The sequence below is a fragment of the Mesorhizobium sp. M7A.F.Ca.MR.245.00.0.0 genome (assembly GCF_003997415.1).
In the GTDB taxonomy this organism is placed as follows: Bacteria; Pseudomonadota; Alphaproteobacteria; order Rhizobiales; family Rhizobiaceae; genus Mesorhizobium.
Genome location: NZ_RZTE01000033.1, coordinates 31,464 through 54,165, shown reverse-complemented (window position 1 = coordinate 54,165; position 22,702 = coordinate 31,464). Strand labels below are relative to the sequence as shown.

At 59.8% G+C, this 22,702-nt stretch carries 15 protein-coding genes and 2 pseudogenes; 8 read left to right on the top strand and 9 right to left on the bottom strand.

Annotated features, from left to right (window positions below; genetic code table 11):
* The first annotated feature begins 29 nt into the window (after positions 1 to 29).
* From bioB to EOB80_RS25940, 6 genes are all read left to right on the top strand, one after another.
* Complete coding sequence (bioB, locus tag EOB80_RS25965) at positions 30 to 998, top strand: biotin synthase BioB (RefSeq protein WP_245463568.1); 969 nt, start codon at positions 30 to 32, stop codon at positions 996 to 998.
* Positions 995 to 2,134, top strand: coding sequence for an 8-amino-7-oxononanoate synthase (locus tag EOB80_RS25960; RefSeq protein WP_127319498.1), 1,140 nt, complete (start codon positions 995 to 997; stop codon positions 2,132 to 2,134). Before bioB ends, EOB80_RS25960 begins: the two co-directional genes overlap by 4 nt.
* Positions 2,131 to 2,766, top strand: coding sequence for a dethiobiotin synthase (gene bioD / locus EOB80_RS25955; RefSeq protein ID WP_063169254.1), 636 nt, complete (start codon positions 2,131 to 2,133; stop codon positions 2,764 to 2,766). Before EOB80_RS25960 ends, bioD begins: the two co-directional genes overlap by 4 nt.
* Positions 2,766 to 4,031 carry an adenosylmethionine--8-amino-7-oxononanoate transaminase gene (locus EOB80_RS25950; protein WP_127248564.1) on the top strand — a complete coding sequence of 422 codons (1,266 nt, stop codon included), beginning with the start codon at positions 2,766 to 2,768 and terminating at the stop codon, positions 4,029 to 4,031. Before bioD ends, EOB80_RS25950 begins: the two co-directional genes overlap by 1 nt.
* The gene (locus tag EOB80_RS25945) at positions 4,028 to 5,011 is read left to right on the top strand and encodes a beta-ketoacyl-ACP synthase III (protein WP_024505575.1); all 984 of its coding nucleotides are present in this window, start codon (positions 4,028 to 4,030) and stop codon (positions 5,009 to 5,011) included. Before EOB80_RS25950 ends, EOB80_RS25945 begins: the two co-directional genes overlap by 4 nt.
* A 173-nt stretch (positions 5,012 to 5,184) precedes the next feature.
* Positions 5,185 to 6,828, top strand: coding sequence for an MFS transporter (locus tag EOB80_RS25940; protein ID WP_024505576.1), 1,644 nt, complete (start codon positions 5,185 to 5,187; stop codon positions 6,826 to 6,828).
* A 234-nt stretch (positions 6,829 to 7,062) separates the two neighbouring features.
* Here EOB80_RS25940 and hemN read toward each other — a convergent pair.
* Together hemN and EOB80_RS25930 are read right to left on the bottom strand one after the other, a co-directional pair.
* Positions 7,063 to 8,389: pseudogene (gene hemN / locus EOB80_RS25935) on the bottom strand (oxygen-independent coproporphyrinogen III oxidase).
* A gap of 467 nt (positions 8,390 to 8,856) precedes the next feature.
* Positions 8,857 to 9,213: a hypothetical protein gene (locus tag EOB80_RS25930; RefSeq protein ID WP_024505577.1), complete on the bottom strand. Its 357-nt coding sequence runs from the start codon at positions 9,211 to 9,213 to the stop codon at positions 8,857 to 8,859.
* A 682-nt stretch (positions 9,214 to 9,895) separates the two neighbouring features.
* Here EOB80_RS25930 and EOB80_RS25925 point away from each other — a divergent pair.
* The gene (locus EOB80_RS25925) at positions 9,896 to 11,035 is read left to right on the top strand and encodes a porin (RefSeq protein ID WP_127319500.1); all 1,140 of its coding nucleotides are present in this window, start codon (positions 9,896 to 9,898) and stop codon (positions 11,033 to 11,035) included.
* 483 nt (positions 11,036 to 11,518) lie between these two features.
* Here EOB80_RS25925 and EOB80_RS25920 read toward each other — a convergent pair whose 3' ends face one another.
* From EOB80_RS25920 to EOB80_RS25890, 7 genes and pseudogenes are all read right to left on the bottom strand, one after another.
* Positions 11,519 to 13,390 (bottom strand): acyltransferase family protein, encoded by a 1,872-nt coding sequence (locus EOB80_RS25920; protein WP_127319502.1) that lies wholly within the window; start codon positions 13,388 to 13,390, stop codon positions 11,519 to 11,521.
* 82 nt (positions 13,391 to 13,472) lie between these two features.
* On the bottom strand, positions 13,473 to 14,033 hold the full coding sequence (locus EOB80_RS25915; RefSeq protein ID WP_127319504.1) for a CpaD family pilus assembly lipoprotein: 561 nt from the start codon (positions 14,031 to 14,033) through the stop codon (positions 13,473 to 13,475).
* A 12-nt stretch (positions 14,034 to 14,045) separates the two neighbouring features.
* Positions 14,046 to 15,467: a type II and III secretion system protein family protein gene (locus tag EOB80_RS25910; RefSeq protein ID WP_245463569.1), complete on the bottom strand. Its 1,422-nt coding sequence runs from the start codon at positions 15,465 to 15,467 to the stop codon at positions 14,046 to 14,048.
* Positions 15,468 to 15,538: 71 nt separating this feature from the next.
* Complete coding sequence (locus tag EOB80_RS25905; protein WP_024505585.1) at positions 15,539 to 16,225, bottom strand: response regulator transcription factor; 687 nt, start codon at positions 16,223 to 16,225, stop codon at positions 15,539 to 15,541.
* Between the two features lie 811 nt (positions 16,226 to 17,036).
* Positions 17,037 to 17,205 (bottom strand): annotated as a pseudogene (locus EOB80_RS35535) (transposase); the annotation flags it as partial.
* Positions 17,206 to 17,919: 714 nt separating this feature from the next.
* Positions 17,920 to 18,954, bottom strand: coding sequence for an L-threonine 3-dehydrogenase (gene tdh, locus EOB80_RS25895; RefSeq protein ID WP_127330661.1), 1,035 nt, complete (start codon positions 18,952 to 18,954; stop codon positions 17,920 to 17,922).
* A gap of 52 nt (positions 18,955 to 19,006) precedes the next feature.
* On the bottom strand, positions 19,007 to 20,170 hold the full coding sequence (locus EOB80_RS25890) for a glycine C-acetyltransferase (RefSeq protein ID WP_127330659.1): 1,164 nt from the start codon (positions 20,168 to 20,170) through the stop codon (positions 19,007 to 19,009).
* Positions 20,171 to 20,523: 353 nt separating this feature from the next.
* Here EOB80_RS25890 and EOB80_RS25885 point away from each other — a divergent pair, with 353 nt between their 5' ends.
* Positions 20,524 to 22,590: an EAL domain-containing protein gene (locus tag EOB80_RS25885; RefSeq protein ID WP_127330657.1), complete on the top strand. Its 2,067-nt coding sequence runs from the start codon at positions 20,524 to 20,526 to the stop codon at positions 22,588 to 22,590.
* Positions 22,591 to 22,702: the final 112 nt, after the last annotated feature.

Here is a 22,702-nt window from a genome sequence, read left to right as displayed (position 1 = left end):
TGAACTCGGAGTTCGACGTGAACCAGACCATGCAATCGGTCGATGGAACGCCTCCGCGATGGAACCGCAAAGAGGCCGAGGCCATCTACGGCATGCCATTCAACGATCTGCTGTTCCTGGCTCAGACGATCCACCGCCAGAACTTCGATCGAAACCGAGTGCAGCTGTCGCGGCTCCTTAGCATCAAGACCGGCGGGTGCCCCGAAGATTGCGGCTATTGCAGCCAGTCTGCGCATTACGAAACCGGTGTGAAGGCGTCGAAGCTGGTGGACGTCAAGCATGTCATCGACGAAGCGGCCAAGGCGCGTGATGGCGGCGCAACGCGCTATTGCATGGGCGCGGCGTGGCGAAGTCCCAAGGAGCGCGACATGGACGTTGTGGTCGCCATGATTGAGGACGTCAAGGCCCTCGGCATGGAGACCTGCATGACGCTCGGCATGCTCGATCTTGAGCAAGCTGCTCGCCTGAAGCAGGCCGGTCTCGACTACTATAACCACAACATCGATACCTCTGAGCGCTACTATGGCGAGGTTATTTCAACCAGGACTTTTGCCGACCGGCTGGAAACGCTTGGGCACGTGCGCGCGGTTGGGATGAAAGTCTGCTGCGGCGGCATTGTCGGGATGGGAGAAGAAAAGACCGATCGCATCGACATGCTGGTCACGCTCGCGAACCTGCCTGAGCCGCCGGAAAGCGTGCCGATCAACATGCTTATTCCCATCGAAGGCACGCCGCTTGCCGCGGCCGACGCCATCGATCCGATCGATTTCGTCCGCATCGTTGCGCTCGCGCGGGTGATGATGCCGAAATCCTATGTAAGGCTGTCCGCCGGCAGGACGGCGATGAGCGACGAAACGCAGGCGCTGTGCTTCTTTGCCGGGGCCAATTCGATCTTTGTCGGCGACACGCTGCTGACGGCGGGAAATCCCGGCGAGGACAAGGATACCCTTCTGTTCCGGCGCCTCGGCATTGAGCCTATGGAACTCGCCACGCAATGAAGGAGGCAATTCTTGCCCGCTATGACGCAACCTTGCGGGGACTGGGGCGCAAGGACCGGTTGCGGACGCTCGCACCGCGCGCCGGGCTCGACTTCTCGTCGAACGACTATATCGGACTTGCCGCCTCCAAAAGACTGGGCGATGCGGTTTCGACGGCGATTGCGCGGGGCACGCCAGTGGGCGCCACCGGATCGCGGCTGTTGCGCGGCAATGCACCGGAACATGAGCAACTGGAGGCGGACGCAGCGGCATTTTTCGGAGCCGAGCGTGCACTGTTCTTCGGCAGCGGCTATATCGCCAACTTCGCTCTGCTGACGGCCCTGCCGCAGAAAGGCGACCTGCTGGTCCTCGACGAGCTCGCTCATGCCAGCATGCATGAGGGTGCCCAGGTCGGGCGCGCTGAGTTCAAGCTGGCCGCGCACAACGACGTCGACGCTGTCGAGGACGCAATCACCCGCTGGCGCGCCGAAGGCGGCATGGGGCGGGTGTGGATCGCCTTAGAAAGCCTTTACAGCATGGATGGCGACCGTGCGCCGGTGGAGAGCCTGGTCGCGCTGGCTGATCGGTACCAGGCATTCATCGTCGTCGATGAAGCGCATGCCACCGGCGTCTGGGGACCGGACGGCCGGGGACTGGCCGCCGCGTATGAAGGCCGCGACAACATCGTCACGCTCCACACATGCGGCAAGGCGCTTGGCGCATCCGGCGCGCTCGTTACCGGACCGCGAACACTGTGCGACTATCTTATCAACCGGTGCCGGCCATTCATCTATGCGACCGCACCATCGCCGCTGATGGCAGTCGCGGCACGTGAGGCGCTGACTATTCTGTCTGACGAGCCTATGCGTCGTGCTCAGTTGCACGAGCGTGTCGCTTTCGCGAGCCGGCAATTGGCCGAACGCTGCGGCGTGATGCCCAGCGGTTCGCAGATCCAGCCGCTTGTGATCGGCGATAACAGCCGCACCATGGCGGTGGCGGCAGGACTGCAGGCACGCGGCTTCGACATACGCGGCATTCGCCCGCCGACAGTGCCTGAGGGTACGTCGCGCCTGCGCATTTCGCTGACTCTCAACGTCGACGAAGCCGACATTTCCGCCATGGTCGAGGCTCTCGTCGGAGTGTTGGCCACAGCATGACCAAACGCATCGTCGTCACCGGAACAGACACTGGAATTGGCAAGACAGTGTTTTCGGCCGGACTTGCCGGGCTGCTCGACGGCTTCTACTGGAAGCCGGTGCAATCGGGCCTCAACGAGGAGACCGACAGCGAGGTCGTCGCCCGGCTTTCCGGCTTGCCCGACGGACGCGTGCTGCCCGAAGTCTATCGACTGACGATGCCGCTGTCGCCGCATCGATCAGCCGAAATCGACGGCGTCGCGATCGAGGCCGACGATCTTTCATTTCCGGTCCTGCCGACACCGCTCGTCATCGAAGGCGCCGGCGGGCTGATGGTGCCGCTCAATCGACAGACAAGGTTCATTGACATATTTGAACAATGGCGGCTGCCGGTCATACTGTGCGCCCGCACCGCGCTTGGCACCATCAATCATACGCTGTTGTCGATCGAGGCCCTGAGAGCCCGCTCCATCCCGCTCATCGGCATTGCCTTCATTGGCGAAGAGGTGGCCGATACACAAAGGACAATCGTGGAATTCGGCGGCGTGCCGCAGCTGGGTAGGCTGCCGCACCTCGGTCCGCTGACGGGTGAAACGTTGAGAGATGCAATGATTTCCGGCTTCGACCTGGCCATGATTGCCGGAGGCGACTGATGGCGGAGTCTCGAGTCTGGCATCCGTTCACGCAGCACGCGCTAGAGCCCTCGGTCCCTGAAATCGTGCTGACTGAAGGCGCCTATCTCCACAAGGCCGACGGCTTCCGCATCCTCGATGCGATTTCTTCCTGGTGGGTCGTCACCCATGGCCATCGCCACCCCCGCATCATGAAGGCCATCGAGACGACCGCGTCGAGCCTCGACCAGATCATCTTCGCGGGCTTCACCCACGAGCCGGCCGAACGGCTGGCCGAGGCGCTTGTCGGCATCGCACCCGCCGGCCTCGACCGGGTGTTCTATTCCGACAGTGGCTCGACCTCAGTCGAAGTCGCGCTGAAGATGGCGCTCGGCTATTTCCGCAACATCGGCGCGCCGCGTTCGCGCATCGCCGTCATGGAGCACAGCTATCATGGCGACACGATCGGGGCGATGAGCGTCGGCGCCCGCGGCGTCTTCAACGCCGCCTATGATCCTTTGCTGTTCGAGGTCGACGCCATCCCCTTCCCGGCCGCCGGGCGCGAGCAGGAAACGCTGGATCGGTTCGAGGCCGTTAGCAGCGACCGGCGCGCAGCCGCGCTGATCGTCGAGCCGCTGGTGCTTGGCGCCGGCGGCATGCTGATGTATCCGGCCTGGGTTCTTGCCGAATTGAAGAGGATCGCCGAAGCCTCCGGCACGCTGCTGATCGCCGATGAAGTGATGACCGGCTGGGGGCGCACCGGAACCATGTTTGCCTGCGAACAGGCGTCCGTCTCGCCGGACATCTTGTGCACGTCGAAAGGTCTGACCGGTGGTACCATCCCGCTGGCCGCCACGATCGCCACCGATGCCATCTTCCACGCTCACTTTTCGGAGGATCGCAAGAAGACGTTTTTCCATTCGAGCTCCTACACCGCCAATCCGATCGCCTGCGCGGCAGCACTTGCCAATGTCGAGATCTGGCGTGACGAGCCGGTGGCCGAGCGGATCGCGGTCTTGAGCGCGAGGCAGGCCGCGGGGCTGCAACGCTTCCGGGACAATCCATATTTCACCGACTGCCGGACAACCGGCACCATCGCGGCACTCGACCTACGCACCGGCTCAGCCGGTTATCTGGCCGAGATCGGGCCAAAACTGCGCGCTTTTTTCCTTGAGCGCGGCCTGTTGGTGCGCCCGCTCGGCAATGTCCTCTATCTTCTGCCGCCCTATTGCATCACCAGCGACGAATTGGACGGGCTCTATGACGCGATAGAGGAGGCCGGCGAACGCTTCGGCTCGCGGCCATGAACCTATCGTCGCGCGTTCTCGGCTTCGGCCATCATGCGCCGGCGCGCAAGGTCGAGAACCCGGAAATCGAAGACCGGCTCGGGCTTGAGCCCGGCTGGATCGAGCGGCGCACCGGAATTCGCTCGCGCTTCTGGGCAACAGACGAAGACACGCTGTCGGGCCTTGCCGCCTCTGCCGGCGACATGGCGCTGACCAATGCCGGTATCGACCGCGGCGACGTCGGTCTACTCTTGCTCGCCACGTCGACGCCCGATCACCTTCTGCCGCCAAGCGCGCCGCTGGTCGCACATCGGCTGGGGCTAGGCCGCGCCGGAGCGATCGACCTGACCGGCGCCTGCGCCGGCTTCATCTATGCGCTGATGTTCGCCGACGGGTTCACCCGCCTGCACGGCAAAGCGAGCCTTGTCATCGCCGCCAACATCCTCAGCCACCGCATCAATTTGGCCGAGCGCGCCAGCGCCGTGCTGTTTGCCGATGCCGCCGGCGCCATGGTGATCAGTCCTTGCGATGACCCGGATCGAGGCATTCTCGGCGCTTCGGTGGATTCCGACGGCTCGCGCTACGGGCTAATCCAGATTCCCGCCGGGGGAAGCAACACTCCGTTCCATGCCGACCTCGACCTCGCGCAGACACGGATGACGATCACTGACGGCCGTGAAGTATTCAGCAAGGCCGTGGAGATGATGACCGCCTGCTCGAGAGATGCGCTCACTGCTGCCCGACTGAGGCCGCAAGACCTCAATCGTTTCGTGCCGCATCAGGCCAATGCGCGCATTTTCGACGCGGTCGGCAGGAACCTCGGCATCGCTGATCACTCGATCGTCAAGACGATCGCCGAATATGGCAACTCTTCCGCCGCGACGATCCCGCTCTCATTGTCGCTGGCCCATCGGGCGCAGCCGTTTCGGCCTGGCGAGAAAGTCCTCTTGGCGGCAGCGGGTGCGGGTCTCAGCGGCGGCGCGCTTGTGGTGGGAATTTAGCAAAGCAATGCTTGCGCACAGGACTGCTCATGAATGAGACTATGAGAATGGCTCAATACGTAAATAGTCGCCGGCAAGCTCCATAGAGCTGGGTTCCGTGCGGTGCTCCGCGATGTCTAAGTATCGACCCGCTTGCTCAAATCGCAGCGCTCATCGAAGGCCAGCAATACCTCATGCAGAGCGAAAATCCTCAACCGCCCGTTTCAAAGACGCTCGCCCCATTTCGAAACAAGGTGTTTCGCTCAATTTGGGCGGCCACCCAGATTTCGAGCCTCGGTTGGCTAGTGCAAACGGTCGCCATCAGTTGGCTTATGGCAACGATTTCAGCGTCCGACCTCATGGTGGCACTCGTCCAGGCCGCATCCACATTGCCGGTGTTCTTCCTCTCAGTTTTCGCCGGAGCCATTGCCGACAACTTCAGCCGCCGGTGGGTGATGTTTGCGGGACACTGCCTGATAGCATCGGCGTCGACGACGCTGATGATTTCTGTGGGTCTGGGATTTGTCAGTCCTTGGCTGATTCTCGGGTTAGGTTTCCTGGCCGGCTGCGGCTTTGCCTTGAATGATCCGGCTTGGCACGCTTCGGTCGGCGATATCCTTCACAAACGCGACATTCCGGCCGCAGTGACGCTTATGTCCGTCGGATACAACATTGTGCGCAGCGTTGGTCCGGCCTTGGGGGGCGTGATCCTGGCCGTCTTTGGGCCGCTGGCCGCTTTCGCCTTGGCTGCGGTGAGTGATCTGGCGCCCATAAGCGCGATATGGCGCACCAAATGGGAGGTCCGCTCTTCGCCTCTCCCTCGTGAGAGAATGACGACGGCAATTCATGACGGAGTGCGCTTTACGGCGATGTCTTTGGAGATCAGGGCAGCGACCGCCCGAGCCGCTCTTTTCGGATTGGCAAGCATCTCCATTCTGGCGTTGCTCCCCCTCGTGGTCCGGGATCAGTTGAAGAGTGGGCCAATTGTCTACGGTATCTTATTGGCCGGCTTCGGCATGGGTGCTTTCATCGCGGGCATGGGCAACGGCTTCTTGAGGAAGGTCACGTCTCAAAACAGGCTGGTGGCCTTCGCCTCTGTGGCTTGTGCAGTCTGTTGCCTCTCCCTTGCCCTTACATCGTCGGTTCCTGTGGCGGCCATTTCGCTGGCGCTCGGCGGAGCGGGTTGGCTTATCACCTGGACGGGCATTGACGTGTCGGTGCAGTTGGCAAGCCCAAGGTGGGTTGTAGGCCGCACGCTCTCCATTTACTACGCCTTGAGCGCAGGCGGTATGGCTGCTGGCAGCTGGATCTGGGGTTCTGTCGCGCAAAACTATTCCTTGACCTCAGCATTGGAGGGCGCCGCAGGCGCTCTGTTGCTGGTTGCAGCAGCGGGGATCGTGTTGCCGGTCCGTCCCTGGGAAGAAACCGACCAAGAAAGTTCAGTTTTTCATCCGCCGGACGTGGCTCTCGATCTGAAACCCAGAAGTGGCCCTATCGTGGCCAAGGTCGAGTATTTGATATCGGAGGAAAATATCGAGGCCTTTCTGGGCTCCATGCGCACGCGGCGACACGTCCAGAGCCGTGCCGGTGCACGAAACTGGACGCTCCAGCGAAATCTGCAAACACCGTCACTTTGGACGGAGACATTCCGCACCCCCACCTGGATGGACTTTCTCCGCCTAAATCATCGACTCACCGCAGCAGATAAGGAAGTCGCCCAGCATCTCCTGTCACTGCATGAAGGAGAGGTGCCTCCGCAGACAGTGCTTTCGATTGAACGGACGACCGAGGCAATTCGTACCCGTACCTCGACAATCTTTTCTCGTCCTCCAAGATGACGCCATCAAGCTGCTGTCCAGGGACAGGGTGGATCACCGGTGCTTTGCAGAGCACAGCCTCACACCGAGAGCAGCGTGCTCCGGGTTGTGCGCTTTCGCGCGCACCCAGGCGAGATGATGGTGAACGCGGCGTCAAGTGGAAGTCCCCTGCATACGCTTGCGGAGTCTTCTGCGAGAGCCCATGCCGACGAGCGCCAAACAAGGTCTGATGCCTTTCGGCGTCGTGGCCTCAACTCATCGATTCGCGAGAAAAGCATCGAATGCAGCAGCAACGGCGCGAACAACAAAGCGGTGCTCCGGCCGCACGCGGATGAAGCCGTTTTCGACGTCCAGGATCCCCTCCTCAGCCAGCGTCACCAAACTCTCAACTGAATCGAGAAAACGAGCTGGTTCGATTTCGTGGGCGGCACAGATGGTCGGCACGTCGGCCTCCAAATCGCACATCAGTCGCTCGATGATCGCTGCGCGCACCCGGTCATCGTCGGTCAGACGGTGGCCCTTTGATGTCGCCAGACGTCCACTTGCGATGTGCCGAGCGTAAGAATCCCGTGTTACTTCGTTCTGAACATACCCCTCGCGGACTCGGCCAATAGCCGACGCGCCGAAGCCGATCACGGTTTTGCAAGTATCGGCCGAGTATCCCAGCGAATTACGCCGTAGGCGCCCGGTCTTCTGCGCTAGCGCAAGTTCGTCGTCCGGCGGAGCGAAATGATCGAGCCCGATCTCCCGGTAGCCAGCGCCAACCAGTGTCTCGGCGACAGCTGCAGCCTGTTCGGCGCGAAGATCACCGTCCGGTAGACCTGCCTGCTCGATTAGGCGCTGATTCTTTATCACGGAAGGAATATGCGCGTATCCGAACACCGCAAGCCGGTTGGGGCGCATGGCGACCGCAGCCATCGCGGTCTGGATGCAGGACTGCACAGTCTGTTTCGATAGACCGAAGATGAGGTCGGAGTTGATATGGCCAACGCCATGCCGGCGGAGATTTTCGACTGCAGCGGCCGTCTGCACCTTACTCTGGATCCGATTGATCGCCTTTGCACATCGGGATCAAAGCTCTGCACGCCGATGCTCGCGCGGTTGACACCGTTAGCTGCCAGGGCTTCGGCCATTTCCGGTGTGAACGTTCGGGGATCGATCTCCACGGCGATCGCAGCAGTTTTGCTGAAAGCGAAGTGGCGGCGTAGAAATTCCATCAGCGCCAAGTGCTCGGCTGGCCCGATAAGGTGAGGCGTTCCGCGCCGAAATGCACATCGCTCACCGGCAGCCCTTGCCGCACTTGCTCCGACACCAAACTGATCTCCTGACGCAGCACCGCTAAATAATTAAGGATCGGGCCGTTGCGACGGATGACCGCGGTAGGGAAGCCGCAATACCAGCACATGGATCGGCAAAACGGAAAGTGGAAATAGAGCGACACCGATTCGTCGGCCGGGAGGCCCCCCAGCCATTCCTCATAATCGTCAGCACCAACTGCCGCAGAGAAGTCTGGCACAGTCGGATAGATGGTATACCAAGGCGGCCGGGGGTCCCGGTACTTTGTCAGGATTGAGGTGTGCAAGGAGCTGTCATCCCACGTCGCTGATCCATCATTCTTTCGTTGCGCGCTCGTCCTGGTCTCTGACCTAAGTCAGTGCGTCCCGCTTATGTCGCAGTCTCGTTTGGACAGGATGGGGTCAACCACGCCGGGGAGCGCGCGTGCCATGGTTGCGCCTGAGGTGATGGTGCGGTGCCGCATTCAACGTCTGAGTACGTGACGCCAGTGCAGTGTGCTTGAGGCGTCTGCGGAAGAACTTTGCAATGCGAAATTCATGTCCGACGCAACGGACCTGTCAAGCCTCGTTCAGACGCCATCCAGGTCCAGCCAGCGGCCTTCCCTGCCGGCCGAAAAACCATACCGGCTTTAGCCACCGAGACGCTCTAAAGCTGACGTCGGCTCATTTGATGAAAGGAGGACGCCGCTAGGGGGTGCACAAGGTTCCCCGGCTTGACGTCGCTTCGAGCGAAGAGCGGCGGTGTGGCTTGTCGTCAAGCGCCGGGCAGCGTGCCCCCTACCGATATCCCGAAAAGATCGACCAAGATGGCCATGCCGACGCCACACGCGGTCTGGATGAGGCCGACCATGAAAATGCGATTGGCGCGTTCGTAGATGGGGCGCCGCAAGGAACTCATGTCGAGCAGCATGGACAGCGCTCTCATCTGCAGTGCGATGCCGAGCAGGATCGGCACTACAGCGAACAGATCGTAGAGTTGCCATGGCAAGGGGTTCGCGGCCCAATGAGTGAGGAAGCCGAGCGAAAAGGCAAGCAGGATACCCACGGCAGTGATTGTGCCGTTGCGGAAAATGGTCTCGATCGGTTCTTCCTTCGGATCGTGCTCGTCCAAGCGGCTTCCTTTCGTTGCTCTTTCCGTCGAGACTAAGTTCTCGAGAATGCTGTTCATCGCCAATTACTCGAGGCGAGCCGTAGGCAGCCGTTTCAGGGTGCGCTCCCTCTCGCTTCCGGCCGCGCAATGTACCTGCACGGCGAACTTACAGCGGCGAAAAGGTGCTGCGGCCACCATGCGACGCCTCGGACGTGCACGCCCTCTGTTCCTGGCGCAGCCCTTGCGGAGCGTACGCGCAGTGATCCTTCTCGGTAGCGCATGGCGCGGCCTGCGTTGCGGTCAGACGGGAAGCCGTCGCTGTTAAACGAGACTGTCACATATCGAACATGGCGAACCGTGTCGCACATTGCTTTTCGCAGTGACCCTCAAAAAAAGTGATTCCAGCGAGACGAAGGCGCGTCGGCCCGATTTTGGTGTCGGCCGCATTTACGCTTCAGGTTGGCATGTCGCTTGCTGCTCTATTTCGGAGAGCTGCAGCGGTCCGACCGGAGTGTTTCACATGTAAACGATAATGAATCTCCTAGCAAAAAACACTATTATAAGTACATGTGGCTTTTACGCTGGCTCACCTCTCGTGTCAAGCGCTTTGGCGTCCACATATTGGAGACAACACGCACAAAATTTAGAGGAAAAGCTTGCTCTTTCGCCTCTATCCTTTTTATTCCTTCATGGAGATCTAGACATGTACATCAAGAGTCCTCTTCTGGGCTTAACTGCTCTGATGACCGTTTCCGTCGGTCGAGCAGCTGGCGCCGAGCGGGAACCGGCCGAGTACATCAAGATCTGCGACGTCCTCGGCTCGGGATATTCCTATATTCCCAACACCGAGACCTGCCTGCGCATCGGCGGCTATGTCCGTTACGATATCGGCCTGGGTGACGTCCGATCGTATGACAGCGCAAGAACCTCGGACGTGAGAACTGGCGAGGACCAAGGCACTTGGCGAAACAGCACACGCTTCACGTTCAAAACTTGGACCGGCCAGCAGACCGAGCTCGGCGCGTTGACGACCTATACCGAAACCCACGTGAATTTTGGCAACAGCGCTAACTCGCATGACAGTCCTCAGAACTATGATTTCAACAGCGGCCTCGCACTGGCTTCTGCCTGGGTCGAGCTGGGAGGCCTGCGAGTTGGCAAGGAGGGGTCGGCCTTCGATACGTTTGTAAGCTACGCTGGCAACGTTCTCGATAGTATGCTCGTTCCGTCGGCCGGCTTCGACACCAACGTGGCTCAGTACCACTTCGACGCCGGCAAGGGCATTTCGACTGTGATTTCGCTCGAACAAGGATCGGGCTCAGCCGGTACTATCGACAGCTATATTCCGCACGTTGTCGCCGGCTTGAAATACACGCAAGGCTGGGGCTCGATCACCGGCGTCGCGGCTTATGACAGCAATTACGAAGCTTTTGCCGGCAAGATCCGCGTCGACGTCGCTGTCACAAACCAGCTGTCGCTGTTTGGACTCTTCGGCTACGGTTCCAATGCCAGTCTCAACGAGGACTCAAACGGCGCAATTGCCAATCATGGGCGCGGCTCGTACAAAATCTGGAACGGCCAGTGGGCTTTCTGGGCGGGCGCCACTTACGAGTTTGACGAGAAAACTTCGTTCAACCTTCAGGTCTCGGGTGATCAGCTCAAGGATTCTGGTGTGGCTGCAAACGTCGCCTACATGGTCGTTCCCGGCTTCACGGTCACAGCCGAGGTCGATTACGACCACTACGGCAACTCTGGCCTCGGCCCTGCCGAGCCTACCGCCGTCAAGGGCACGAGCAAGCCGAACAGCGTCGGCGGCATTCTCCGCTTACAAGGCTCATTTTGAAATCTCTCCAGTCGCGAGCATGGCAAAGGCACTTGCCTCGACAACGCACGCATGGAGAGCTTCGTTCGCCATCTTGAAGTCTGCATCAACCGTCCACGGCCCATCGTACCAACTTGAAACTGAAAGGGATGAGCCCTGTGTACTACAGCCTAGCCCTTGACCTGCCCGATGAACCGGCCAGGGGCCGTCAGTTCAAATTCGGGGCCGTTTAGAGGGCAGTGTGAGGCCGTGTTAGGTAAGCGCCACTGCAATGTCGAGGCCGCGACACGCCTGTCGCTTTGGACGGCTGGAATTGCCCTTCGCGGCGCCATTCATTCTCTCAACATTTACGTGATAATGCACGCTGAGTCCGAGCCGCGTGGCAGCACCCATCCCAGGTCACTATCGGGGGGCCTTAAACCTGAACAGCTCCATCGTCGCGGCTGCTGCGGAAGCAGGAGCTATCACTGGGACCCGTACTGGTGCTTGTCAGCCGCTGAGCCGCTACTTCGTCTTGGGAAGAGCATTGTCCTTGCCAAAAGCCGGCCAGTATTTCGAGATTGCCAGTGTGGCGCCGGCTGAAGAGAAATGACCATAGTCGAAATATAAAAACTCTCCTCTATCGGAATAGGCGCAGCGTCCTGCGCTGCACAGGAATTTCAGCGGATCGATGAATGTGGCGCCTTTGGTAAATGAGCGCACACGTTCGTTGATGTCGGGGTCCATCGCGATCGGCCAGGACGTATCGTCCAGATTTTGGCGCTTGGCGAAGAACGCAATTTTCCGGACGTCAGTTGGGAACTGCGGAGACTGGCCGATGACAAACACGCGCACGCCCAGGGCACGAATCGTAGCGATTGTTTGCTGAAGACCGTCGAAACCTCTGACCTCATAGTCACTCCATCTACCGCTGAGGATAACCGTCTTGATGTCCGCTTCCAAGATGACGTCCAAGGCCTTGCGATTGAACCGGACACAATCAAGACGATCGTAAGGGTAGTAATAGAGTATCGGCGCGCAGCTGGCGTACGTATATTCAACGATGTTCGCCTGCAATCGATTTATGTTAGCACCCAAGCCGGAAACATAGTGCGCGGCGAAGGAGTCGCCCCACAAAAAAACCGTTGTTGGAAAACCGCTGGTGCGCGTGCAATCCTCCATATTCCAGCTTTCGATCCGGCTGGTGCCCTCGTTGAAACAGATGCCATTCCTCCAGTCCCCGACGGAAATGCGCCGCTGGACATAGTCCGGAAACCGTTGCGGAAAGCCGTTGCCGAGCGCCCCCGCCGCTCCGCCGGCACAAAGGACAACGATCGCGAGCGCTGAAAAGGCGAAGATAGGCCCCGGGGAGGTGAAGGCCCTCTTCTGTCGAAACGGCTGCTCTACAAACTTCCAGGAGAATGCAGCCAATGCGAGGCTTGCCACCAACATCGCACCGGTCATCAACGGATCGAGTTTTTGGAACGAAAGATAGTGCGCGAACGCATTGAGAGGCCAGTGAACAAGATACAACGAATACGAGATGAGCCCAATCCAGACCAGCGGCCGGACTTCGAGCATGCGGGTGGCGACCGTCGAGGGGGTATTTTGGCCAACATAGATCAGAAGGGCCGTTCCGATGCATGGATACAAGGCGTTGTAGCCTGGGAACGGATCACTCGCCGAAATCGCGAAGAACCCGATGGCGAGAAGGCCAAATCCGGCCACCCCCACCGACTCCATCAGGAATCGGTTGCCCAGCGGCGAGGGGCATTTGAGCATGAGCAGGGCGCCCAACATGAGTTCCCAGATTCGGGTCGGCAGCAGATAGAATCCGGCGGTGGGTGCCAGCGATGTCGCCATCACCGCCACTACGAAGCTGCAGAGAATTATCGGAAGAAGTGTCGTCAGCCAGCGCTTCCCGATGTAGCGATAGATTAGGAACATCAGGATTGGTGCGAAGATGTAGTACTGCTCCGCTACGGAAAGCGGCCAAGTGTGCAACAGTGGTAGAAGCGCGGCATCGATAGAGAAGTAACTTGACGTTTTCCAGAAGAAAACGTTCGACCAGAAGGTCGAGGTAGCTATGATGCTAAGACTGAATCCGCGCAGATCCGGTGGCAGAAGAATGAACAATGCCGCAATGCAGGTGAGAAGCATCACAAAGACGAGCGCCGGCAGAATGCGCCGGGCACGGCGCCAGTAGAAGTTGACGATGGAAAATTGGCCGCGTTCAAGGTCATCCAGGAGGCTTCCGCTGGTTAGGTAGCCGGAGATGACGAAGAAGATATCGACCCCGCTAAAGCCACCCGGGATCGCCGAAATTCCGAAATGAAAGAGTACGACCGGAAGTACAGCAACGGCCCTAAGGCCCTCGATATAGCGCCTATATTGCATCCAGCGGTTCCTTTTATTTTAATCAGGACGCGATTGGAAGCTTTCAATCTCCGGTAGGAGTGCTGCCGAGATAAGGGCGGTATCAGCCACCTTTATCCGTCCCGAATGCTCTGTAAGTTGCAACTGGTACAGAAGCACGATCGCCATCGCCGGCCTTGACGGCCTGATTGTCGAGCAGATCGCGCGGATCGTTGACCATCACGGCCAGGTTATGTCCTGTCGAACAACCAAGCGGCTGTTTGAAGGATTCTTCATTGGGTAAGGCACCATATGAGGGACAGACCGGCGGACGGGCGTGATAGACAATCGCCTCAATTCGCACTGAGCCGGCGTCGTGTTGATCGCGCAATTGAATGTTGTCTTCTTCGATTGCCAACTGCCTGGCCTGATGGGCTACCCCTGTGCTGAGCTGGGGCGAACCGCTGATGAGGAGGTGGATGGCATCGAACCGGCCGCGACTGGCCTTGTCTAGGAAAACACGCAAACGCTGCCGTTCGGAAGCGCGCAGGCTTTGCAACCTCAGGACGGTGGTCTCCTCTCGGACAAGCATTGGTGCCGATGGTTCGACATCAACTGGCGTAGTGCTTGTGCAGCCACTTACGCTTGGTGCCAGAGCGACAAAGAGGATTATAAAACGCAACATCTTTGGATGACACTATTCGATGATGAAGCCGAGACCGCCCTGGGCGCTTGGCGCGCCCGCACGGATAGCAGCGCGGTCTCGCGGGGGACTTGTCACGGAATTCGTCGGAGCGCCCCCTCCGTTCAAAGCCGGTGCCGCCCGCTCGGTCGGTGCGCTCATCTGGTTTGGGTTGGAGCCTGGTCTTACAATGTAAGGCGTAACTAGAATGACCAGTTCTGACTCCTCTTTTTGAAACGAGGTCGAGCGAAAAAGCGGTCCCAGGATCGGCAGTTCTCCGAGCCAGGGAAAGGCCCTGACATCATTGTTGACGTTCCGCCTGATTAGACCGCCGATTGCGAAGCTCTGGCCGCTGGCGAGTTCGACGACCGTATCGGCTCGGCGCGTGGAAACTGCCGGCACGGAAATTCCGTTGATTTGCACGGCACCTTGCGTCGACAGTTCACTGACTTCGGGCGTTACGTGAATGTTGATTTGATTGTTGCTGAGAACTGTCGGCACAAATTCCAGACTGACGCCGAAGTGACGGAATTCAACCGATACCTGCCTGTTTTCCTGCAGGACAGGAATGGGAAATTCGCCGCCCGCGAGAAAGCTGGCCTTTTCACCCGACATAGCGGTGAGGTTCGGCTCAGCCAGGACGGAAGCTATATGCTCCTTGGCGAGCGCGTCGAGAACCGCGCTGACGTTGACGGCACCGTTGTCGAATCCGATTTCTGCTGTACCGCCACCCTGGGTTGAACCAGACCCAGCGCTTGCAGCGCTTCCGCTTAGAACGCCCACTTTGAAATTGCCGATTTGACCGAAGGCGGACAAGTTGACGCCGAGTGACTTCATGGCGCTGCGTGAGACTTCGGCTACGCGCACGCTGAGGTTAACTTGCAGGGATCCAGCGACCTTGATGTTGTTGACGACTTGCGCTCCGTCGCCCAGATATTGCTCAGTGACTCTTTTTGCGGTGTCGGCGACCTCTGCGTCGGGCGCCGTCCCGCTAAGGATTGCGCCGCGCGGCGTATAGTTGACGCGGATGGGATAGTCGCCGACCTGCTCCCGCAACATGGCGCGTAAATCCCCGATCGGTTGCGTGACAACGATACGCAATTCGGCGAGAGGCTCGCCATTGCCATCCAAGGCGAATAGGCTGGTCCGCCCCGATTTCTTGCCAAAGACGAAGATTGTTTTGCTCGATGGCGCCTGAAAATCCGCGATCGTGGGGTCAGCAACAAAGATGGTCGTGGCTGGCGCGGGCAGATGAACGGTCTCCCCGAGCGAAGAGGAAAGGGTCAGCGTGGCGTTGATGCTATTCGAAGCCGCATGCGGCGGGCCTTTGTCCGGCTTGTTTTGCGCCGCGACACCAAGTGGGAAAGTCACAATAAGCGCGCAGAGGAGATGGCCCAGGTAACGGGGCACTGCAGGTCTTGTAACCTTGTTGGCGATCGCCCGCCAATTGGGCGCAGGGCAAGGATGTTGAAGGATCAGCAAAATAGATCTTCTTTCGATTCGACAAACTATGCGGACGAGGCGTCAGTCAATTCTAGGATGTAACCAATGCCTCGGATGGTCTTGATCCGTGGCGTTGCACCTGATCTGGTCAGATGTCCCCGTAAACGATAAATTCCGACTTCAAGCGCGTTGGCAGACACGTCGTCGTTGAATGAATAGAGGTGATCTTCCAATTGCGCACGGGGCACGATGCGGCCTGCCCGGTTAAGCAGGTGCTCTAGAATACAGAGTTCGCGACGTGCGATCATCATTGGGTGCCCATCAACGAAAACCTGGCGGGCGACCGGATCAAAGTCGAGATTGCCAAATACGAGCCTCAGGTCGGTCATCTGTGTCGCCCGGCGCAGAATGGCTCTCATTCTGGCAATAAGCTCATCGGTAGAGATGGGTTTGAGCAGAAAGTCGTCCGCACCTCCGTTGAAGATCGCAATTCGCTTATCGAGATCGTTAAGGCTGCTCATAATGACGGCAGGAACTGAATGCCCGTGGGTCCTCAACTGCCTCAGCCAACCCAAGCCATCGCCATCTGGCAGAGCCAATTCCAGCAGGAGAATTTCATAGCTGGCGCAAGAAAATGCACTCGAAGCCAGTTCCAGAGTACCAACGACATCAACGACGAAGCCGCCATCCCCGAGCGCAAGTCGCATGGCGCGCGCAAGATCCGCATGATGATCCACGAGCAGCGTTCGCATTTCATCTCCTCTCGAAGAGGGACGGCCCATCGAACGCGTCACCGGCGGCCATCTGATCGGAGCACACGGCGCGCAACTCGTCGCAGCTCTCGGAACTGGTCCGAGTCGGAGGGACATGCAAGTCGCTCGGTGGCAATAGGCGCGGGTGAGGACCAACTGACGGGCTCAAATACGCCGGTCGGCGAACCCACGAGGCCAGCAACCCGCGTGCGATTTCTCGTTGCATCATCTCTCCTACGTGCAGCCCCTGCGCTCGCAAGGCAGCGTCGCGGCTCAGAGCCCGATTCCCACAGAGGGTAGGGTTAGCTTTCGAGAAACTGATTGAACAAATCGATTATTTGGATCGAATGCATCCACGGGATGGATGCAGCGCACCATCTTCAACGACTGCGGCGTCCTGATGCACTGTTGTGTCTGTCGTGCTCTGCTTTTTTCGCTGTCCTTCAAGGCTGGCGAGCCTGGTGGAACCTGCGCGTCATTGGCTTGGTAGCTTGAATGCTTAACAACGGAGCGCCCTGCGCAAAGCCGCTCTCATTTCCAAAAAGCCTTGCAATTGGTTGGAGCACTTCGCGCTCGACACCAAAATAGGCGAGGAAAACTGACGTCTGACAGGGATGTACATGCAACAGCCGATTTGCGGCACCAGCAAACGACCGCGTTCAGGCTGAAGATCGACGACCAACGGCTCCTCGATTTCCGCACTGACCGCTTTTACAAGCTCTTCCTGTGCGGGCGGATGCCGGCAAACAGCAGCACAGGGTCAGCGAAACCGGGAGCGGGCCTGCTTGATCGCCATGATCACATTGCCGCTGTCGCGCGTGCGGAGCGGAATGCAATCGGTCCAGCCGGCGGCAATCCGGTCAGCACCATCGTCTGCACGAAGCTCCCTGACGAAGACGTGCCCGAATGCGCTCAACAAAGCCGGGCGGCGGATCTTTCCAATCGCCGAAGGTGCGGGCTGGCACCGAGCGGCGAACTGCGAACTCATTCCTGCCCGGCGGCGCTGGCCGCCGCGAGCGTCGATGCGGACCCAGCCGCTCCGAATCCTCCCACAACACGATGAGCGCGTCGCGGACATCGCTGCCGTAACAGCGGCTGCGGCTCTTGCCCGCAGACGGCCTCTGCTCACGACGGTTCATAAGACGGATCGCGCGCTTGCGAATAATAGCCGGTTACCGCCTCGAACTCATCCAGAATGCGCCGCTTGTCAACGCCGCAATAAAGCTCCACGATCGCCGCTTCACCGTGTCGCCATGCTGAGCCGCGCCATCCTTCCCCCGAACCGGAATGGCACGACCTGTCCATCCCCTTTGGAACAGGACACTATTGGTAACATTTTGCTTGAGGCAATGCGGCTCGTTGCCTTCCTTTTCGCTGACCGGAAGGGTACCGGAAGTCGTCTATCGCATCTTACCCGCTGAAAGCGGCAACACCTCGACCTCAATCGCAGATCATAGGAAATAGACGATCGCGTCGGGGCCTCAGCATCGGTTCACCGGGTTTCCGTCATCGACTGAAGCGAATTGCCCCATCGACCGTCACCGGGTGGGCCGCGATACGTCGCCGTGTATGATTAGCGAGCGCACGTAGCGGAGCCATAGCTCTCCACCCAGCCATGTTCCCCTAGTTGGAAAATGTCCGGCGGACCAGAGGTGCTGTCGTCAGCTTTTCCTGAATAGCGGCCAAGGCAATCCCTACCAGTCCATCACCACCTTGCCGGAACTGCCGCTCTTCATCGCATCGAAACCGATCTGAAAATCGTCGATGCCGATGCGGTGGGTGATCAGGCCGGAGACATCCAGCGGACCCTGCACAAGCGCGATCATCTTGTACCAGGTTTCGAACATCTCGCGGCCGTAGATGCCCTTGAGATGCAGCATCTTGAAGATGACCTTGTTCCAGTCGATCTCGAAGCCGGTCGGCGCGATGCCCAGAATGGCGATCTTGCCGCCATTGTTCATGGTGTCGATCATGTCGCGGAAAGCGGGGGCGGCGCCCGACATTTCGAGGCCGACGTCGAACCCCTCGGTCATGCCGAGCACCGGCATGACGTCGCGCAGCTTTTCCTTCGAGGCGTCAACGACATGCTGGACGCCGAGCTTTTTCGCCAGCGCCAGCCGCAGCGGGTTGATGTCGGTGATGACCACTTTGCGCGCGCCGACGCATTGCGCGACGAGCGCGCCCATGATGCCGATCGGCCCGGCGCCGGTCACCAGCACATCTTCGCCAACCAGATCGAAGGAGAGTGCGGTGTGGACGGCATTGCCCAGCGGGTCGAAGATCGCGGCGATCTCGTCGGGCACATCATCGGGGATCGGCACGACATTGTGCTGCGGGATCGCCAGATACTCGCCGAAGGCGCCAGGACGGTTGACGCCGACGCCGAGCGTGTTGCGGCACAGATGCCCTCGCCCGGCGCGACAGTTGCGGCAATGACCGCAGACGATGTGGCCCTCGCCCGACACGCGCTGGCCGACCTTGTATTCGGTGACCGCTGCGCCGAAATCGGCAACGGTGCCGACGAATTCATGGCCCGTCACCATCGGCACCGGCACCGTCTTTTGCGCCCACTGGTCCCAATTGTAGATGTGCACGTCGGTGCCGCAGATCGCCGTCTTCTTGATCTTGATCAGCACGTCGTTGGGGCCGATCTCCGGTACCGGCACCTCTTCCATCCAGATGCCTGGTTCGGCCTTGGCCTTCACCAGCGCCTTCATCATGTTCGACATGCTTTTGTCCCTTGAATCTCTTGATCCGGAATCGCTTTTCGATTCCAGCCTTTCAGGAAATGACCCCGAGTTCGCGCCCGACGGCGGCAAACGCCTCGACCGCCCTGTCAATATCCGCACTGGAATGCGCCGCCGACATCTGCGTGCGGATGCGCGCCTGGCCTTTCGGCACCACCGGGAAGGAAAAGCCGATGACATAAATGCCGCGCTTCAGCATGCGCGCCGCCATCTCCTGCGCCAGGCTGGCATCACCCAGCATCACCGGTATGATCGGATGATCGGCTCCGGCCAGCGTGAAGCCGAGCTTGCCCATCTGCGACCGGAAGCGCGCCGCATTGTCGTAGAGTTTGTCGCGCAGCCCATCGCCGTCCTTGATCAGTTCGAACACCTTGATCGAAGCGCCGGCGATCGCCGGCATCAGCGTGTTGGAGAAGAGATACGGCCGTGAGCGCTGGCGCAGCCAGTCGACCATCTGGCCTTTGCCCGAGGTGTAGCCACCGGAGGCCCCGCCAAGCGCCTTGCCGAGCGTCCCGGTGACGATGTCGACCCTGCCCTCGACGCCGCAATGTTCGGCCGAGCCGCGGCCGTTTCGGCCGACGAAGCCGACGGCATGGCTGTCGTCGACCATCACCATGGCGTCGTATTTCTCGGCGAGGTCGCAGACACCCCTGAGATTGGCGATGATGCCATCCATCGAAAACACGCCGTCGGTGGCGATCAACCGGAAGCGGCAGTCCCGGGCTTCCTTCAGTCGCGCCTCGAGATCGGCCATGTCGTTGTTGGCGTAGCGGAAACGTTTGGCCTTCGACAGCCGCACGCCATCGATGATCGAGGCATGATTCAAGGCATCCGAGACAATGGCGTCTTCCTCGCCCAGCAGCGTCTCGAACAGGCCGCCATTGGCATCGAAGCAGGAGCCGTAGAGGATAGTGTCTTCCATGCCGAGGAAAGAGGAAATCGTGGATTCGAGCTGCTTGTGCTCTTCCTGGGTGCCGCAGATAAAGCGCACCGATGCCATGCCGTAGCCATAGCGGTCGAGCGCCTGCTTGGCAGCATTGCGCAAATCGGCGCTATCGGCGAGGCCGAGATAGTTGTTGGCACAGAAATTCAGCACCTTGTCGCCGCCAACCTCGATCTCGGCCGACTGCGTTGAAGTGATCACCCGCTCCGACTTGTAGAGGCCTGCCGATTTGAGCCCCGCGAGCTCGCTGTCGATGTGGGAGAGGAATGGCGGTCATGGTCGGCCTCGTTTGATGTGGGCTGACTGTCGTCTCGTCCGCGTGAAAAATCCATCGCAAAAACGACCGGATCGGTGGCAAGCAGCACGATGCCGCCCCGATGTCGATCATCATGCGGCGGCGGAAACGACGCCGCGACAAGGGTTCTGGCCGATGACCGCTCAAATGCCGGTACGGCGCTAAACGAGCCGATAACCATTTCGCGATCTTTCGACAGCCGCCCCTCGCCGGGCAGCCGTCGATTTCCGGTCCTGTTAACGTTTGCAGTTCAATGGTGCTCATACAAGAATCTTTAGGCAAGAATCCGTAGGCGAGAGGGCCGCCCCCGAAAATGTCGCAGCAGCCGGTGCAAACCGTTTCAGGCAAGCTCATACTGCTGATCAAGGCCGGCTATTGGCTGGCCCTGCTGATCATTGCGGCCATGGTGATCGCCTCCTTCATCCTGCTGCAGCAGATGATGGCCACCCAACAGCACAATCACACCTTGCTCGACATCGTCAGCACACAAAAGACGCTGTCGCAGCGCATCGTCTTCCTTGCCGGTGCAACGGGCGCCGGCTCACGCGACAAGCAACCGGCGCTGGTCAGCGCGCTCAAGCAGGCAACGGCGGAGTTCGAGACGAACTACGACCTGCTGCTCGATCAGACGGGAGCCGATCCGCAATCGCCGGCCAAGCTTGACCCGAAGTCGATCGAAAGCGTCCTTTTCGCCAAGCCCTTCCACCTCGACTATTTCTCGGTCGGGCTGATCGCCAATGGCGACCGCCTGATCTCGGCCTATGAATCGCAATTCAGCGGCAATGGCGGTTACAAAGGCGGCGACGAACGCGTCAATCTCGACGCCTCCGTCGCCAATGCGACCTTGTCGGGCTACGCCGCGCTTGGCCAGCGCATCACTGCCGACGCCGACGACCGCTCCGAGAAGCTGCTCGCTCTCCATCGCACTCTGTTCTACGCCACAATCGGCGTCATCATACTGGTGGCGCTCTTCATCTTCAGGCCGATGTCGAACGCCATCCTGCGCAAGACGCATGAATTGATCGACGCGCGCAATTCCATGGCCTTCATCGCGGTGCATGACGGCCTTACCGGCCTGCACAACCGCACGTTCCTGACCGATCATTTCGACACGCTGATCAAGGGCACGCACCGGCGTCGCGAACGCCTTGCCGTCGTCCAGCTCGATCTCGACCGATTCAAGCAGATCAACGATACGCTCGGCCACGCCGCCGGCGACTATGTGCTGGTCGTCACGGCACAGCGCATGCGCGACTCCTGCCGGGCGTCGGATCTGTGCGTGCGCCTGGGCGGCGACGAGTTCGTCATGATTCTCGGCGGCGCCGGCGGCACCGAAGACATCAATATGCTGGCGCGACGCATCCTGGCACATATCAACGAGCCGATCGTCTTCCAGGGCACGACCATTCTCCCAGGCGCCAGCGCAGGCATCGCTGTCTATCCGATCGACGCCGACAATGCCGGGGATTTGCTGGTCCACGCCGATCTGGCGCTTTACTCCGCCAAGAAGCTTGGCGGCGGCAACTTCTCCTTCTTTTCCGAGGAGCTGCGCCGCGAACTCGACTATCGCAAGCAGCTCGAGCACGACATCAAGGTCGCCATCGCCGAGCGGGCGTTCCAGGTCTATTTCCAGCCGCAGGTCTCACTGACCCACGGCACGATCAGCGGCATCGAGGCGCTGGTGCGCTGGAACCATGCGGAGCGCGGCATGATCCCGCCCGGTGAATTCATTCCGGTCGCCGAGAAATGCGGCTTCATGCCCGAGATCGGCCGCATCGTCATCACCAAGGCGATCAACGAGGCGGCCGAATGGAACCGCGCCGGCATTGCCTTCGGACGGCTTGCCGTCAATGTTTCCGGCACCGAGCTGCGCGAGCACGATTTCGATGCGTTCTTGTTCGAGACGCTGGAAAAGGCCGGGCTGCCGCCGCAGAAACTGTCGCTGGAAATCGTCGAATCCGTCATCCTCGATGACGAAAAGACGGGTATCGCGGCCAAGCTGCGGCACATCCGGGCAGCCGGCGTCCATCTCGAACTCGATGATTTCGGCACCGGCTATGCTTCGCTCAGCCATGTCAACCCGAACGAGATCGACCGGCTGAAGATCGATCGCCGCTTCGTCCAGAACATCCATGAGAATGGCGACAACTCGAAGATCGTCCGCGCCATCACCGAGCTGGCGCGTGGCCTTGGCATCTCGATCGTCGCAGAGGGCGCCGAAACCGAGGCCGAGCTCAATTCGCTGATGGCGATCGGCTGCGACCAGGTGCAGGGCTACTCCATCGCCTTCCCGATGCCGCACGACAAGGCGCTGGAATGGCTGACCGCCCGCATGCCCAAGAAGGCCAAGCTGACGGTGCTGCAAGGAAGCCTGGCATAGGTTTGCCTTTTTGTTTGCGCATGTCGTTATCCCAAAACCGCTGCGCACTTTTGGGCGACATGCACCGGCTCGCCTTGACAAGCCGTTGTGGACATGGCGGCCTTGTCGTGAT

Coding starts and splice junctions, on each gene's coding strand:
- EOB80_RS25905 (WP_024505585.1), bottom strand. CDS start 16,225: ATGCGAACGCTGCTCGTGGATCATCATGCGGATCTTGCGCGCGCCATG.
- EOB80_RS25885 (WP_127330657.1), top strand. CDS start 20,524: ATGTCGCAGCAGCCGGTGCAAACCGTTTCAGGCAAGCTCATACTGCTG.
- EOB80_RS25915 (WP_127319504.1), bottom strand. CDS start 14,033: ATGTTGCGTTTTATAATCCTCTTTGTCGCTCTGGCACCAAGCGTAAGT.
- EOB80_RS25940 (WP_024505576.1), top strand. CDS start 5,185: ATGCAGAGCGAAAATCCTCAACCGCCCGTTTCAAAGACGCTCGCCCCA.
- EOB80_RS25950 (WP_127248564.1), top strand. CDS start 2,766: ATGGCGGAGTCTCGAGTCTGGCATCCGTTCACGCAGCACGCGCTAGAG.
- bioB (WP_245463568.1), top strand. CDS start 30: ATGCAATCGGTCGATGGAACGCCTCCGCGATGGAACCGCAAAGAGGCC.
- tdh (WP_127330661.1), bottom strand. CDS start 18,954: ATGTCGAACATGATGAAGGCGCTGGTGAAGGCCAAGGCCGAACCAGGC.
- EOB80_RS25960 (WP_127319498.1), top strand. CDS start 995: ATGAAGGAGGCAATTCTTGCCCGCTATGACGCAACCTTGCGGGGACTG.
- EOB80_RS25945 (WP_024505575.1), top strand. CDS start 4,028: ATGAACCTATCGTCGCGCGTTCTCGGCTTCGGCCATCATGCGCCGGCG.
- bioD (WP_063169254.1), top strand. CDS start 2,131: ATGACCAAACGCATCGTCGTCACCGGAACAGACACTGGAATTGGCAAG.
- EOB80_RS25920 (WP_127319502.1), bottom strand. CDS start 13,390: ATGCAATATAGGCGCTATATCGAGGGCCTTAGGGCCGTTGCTGTACTT.
- EOB80_RS25925 (WP_127319500.1), top strand. CDS start 9,896: ATGTACATCAAGAGTCCTCTTCTGGGCTTAACTGCTCTGATGACCGTT.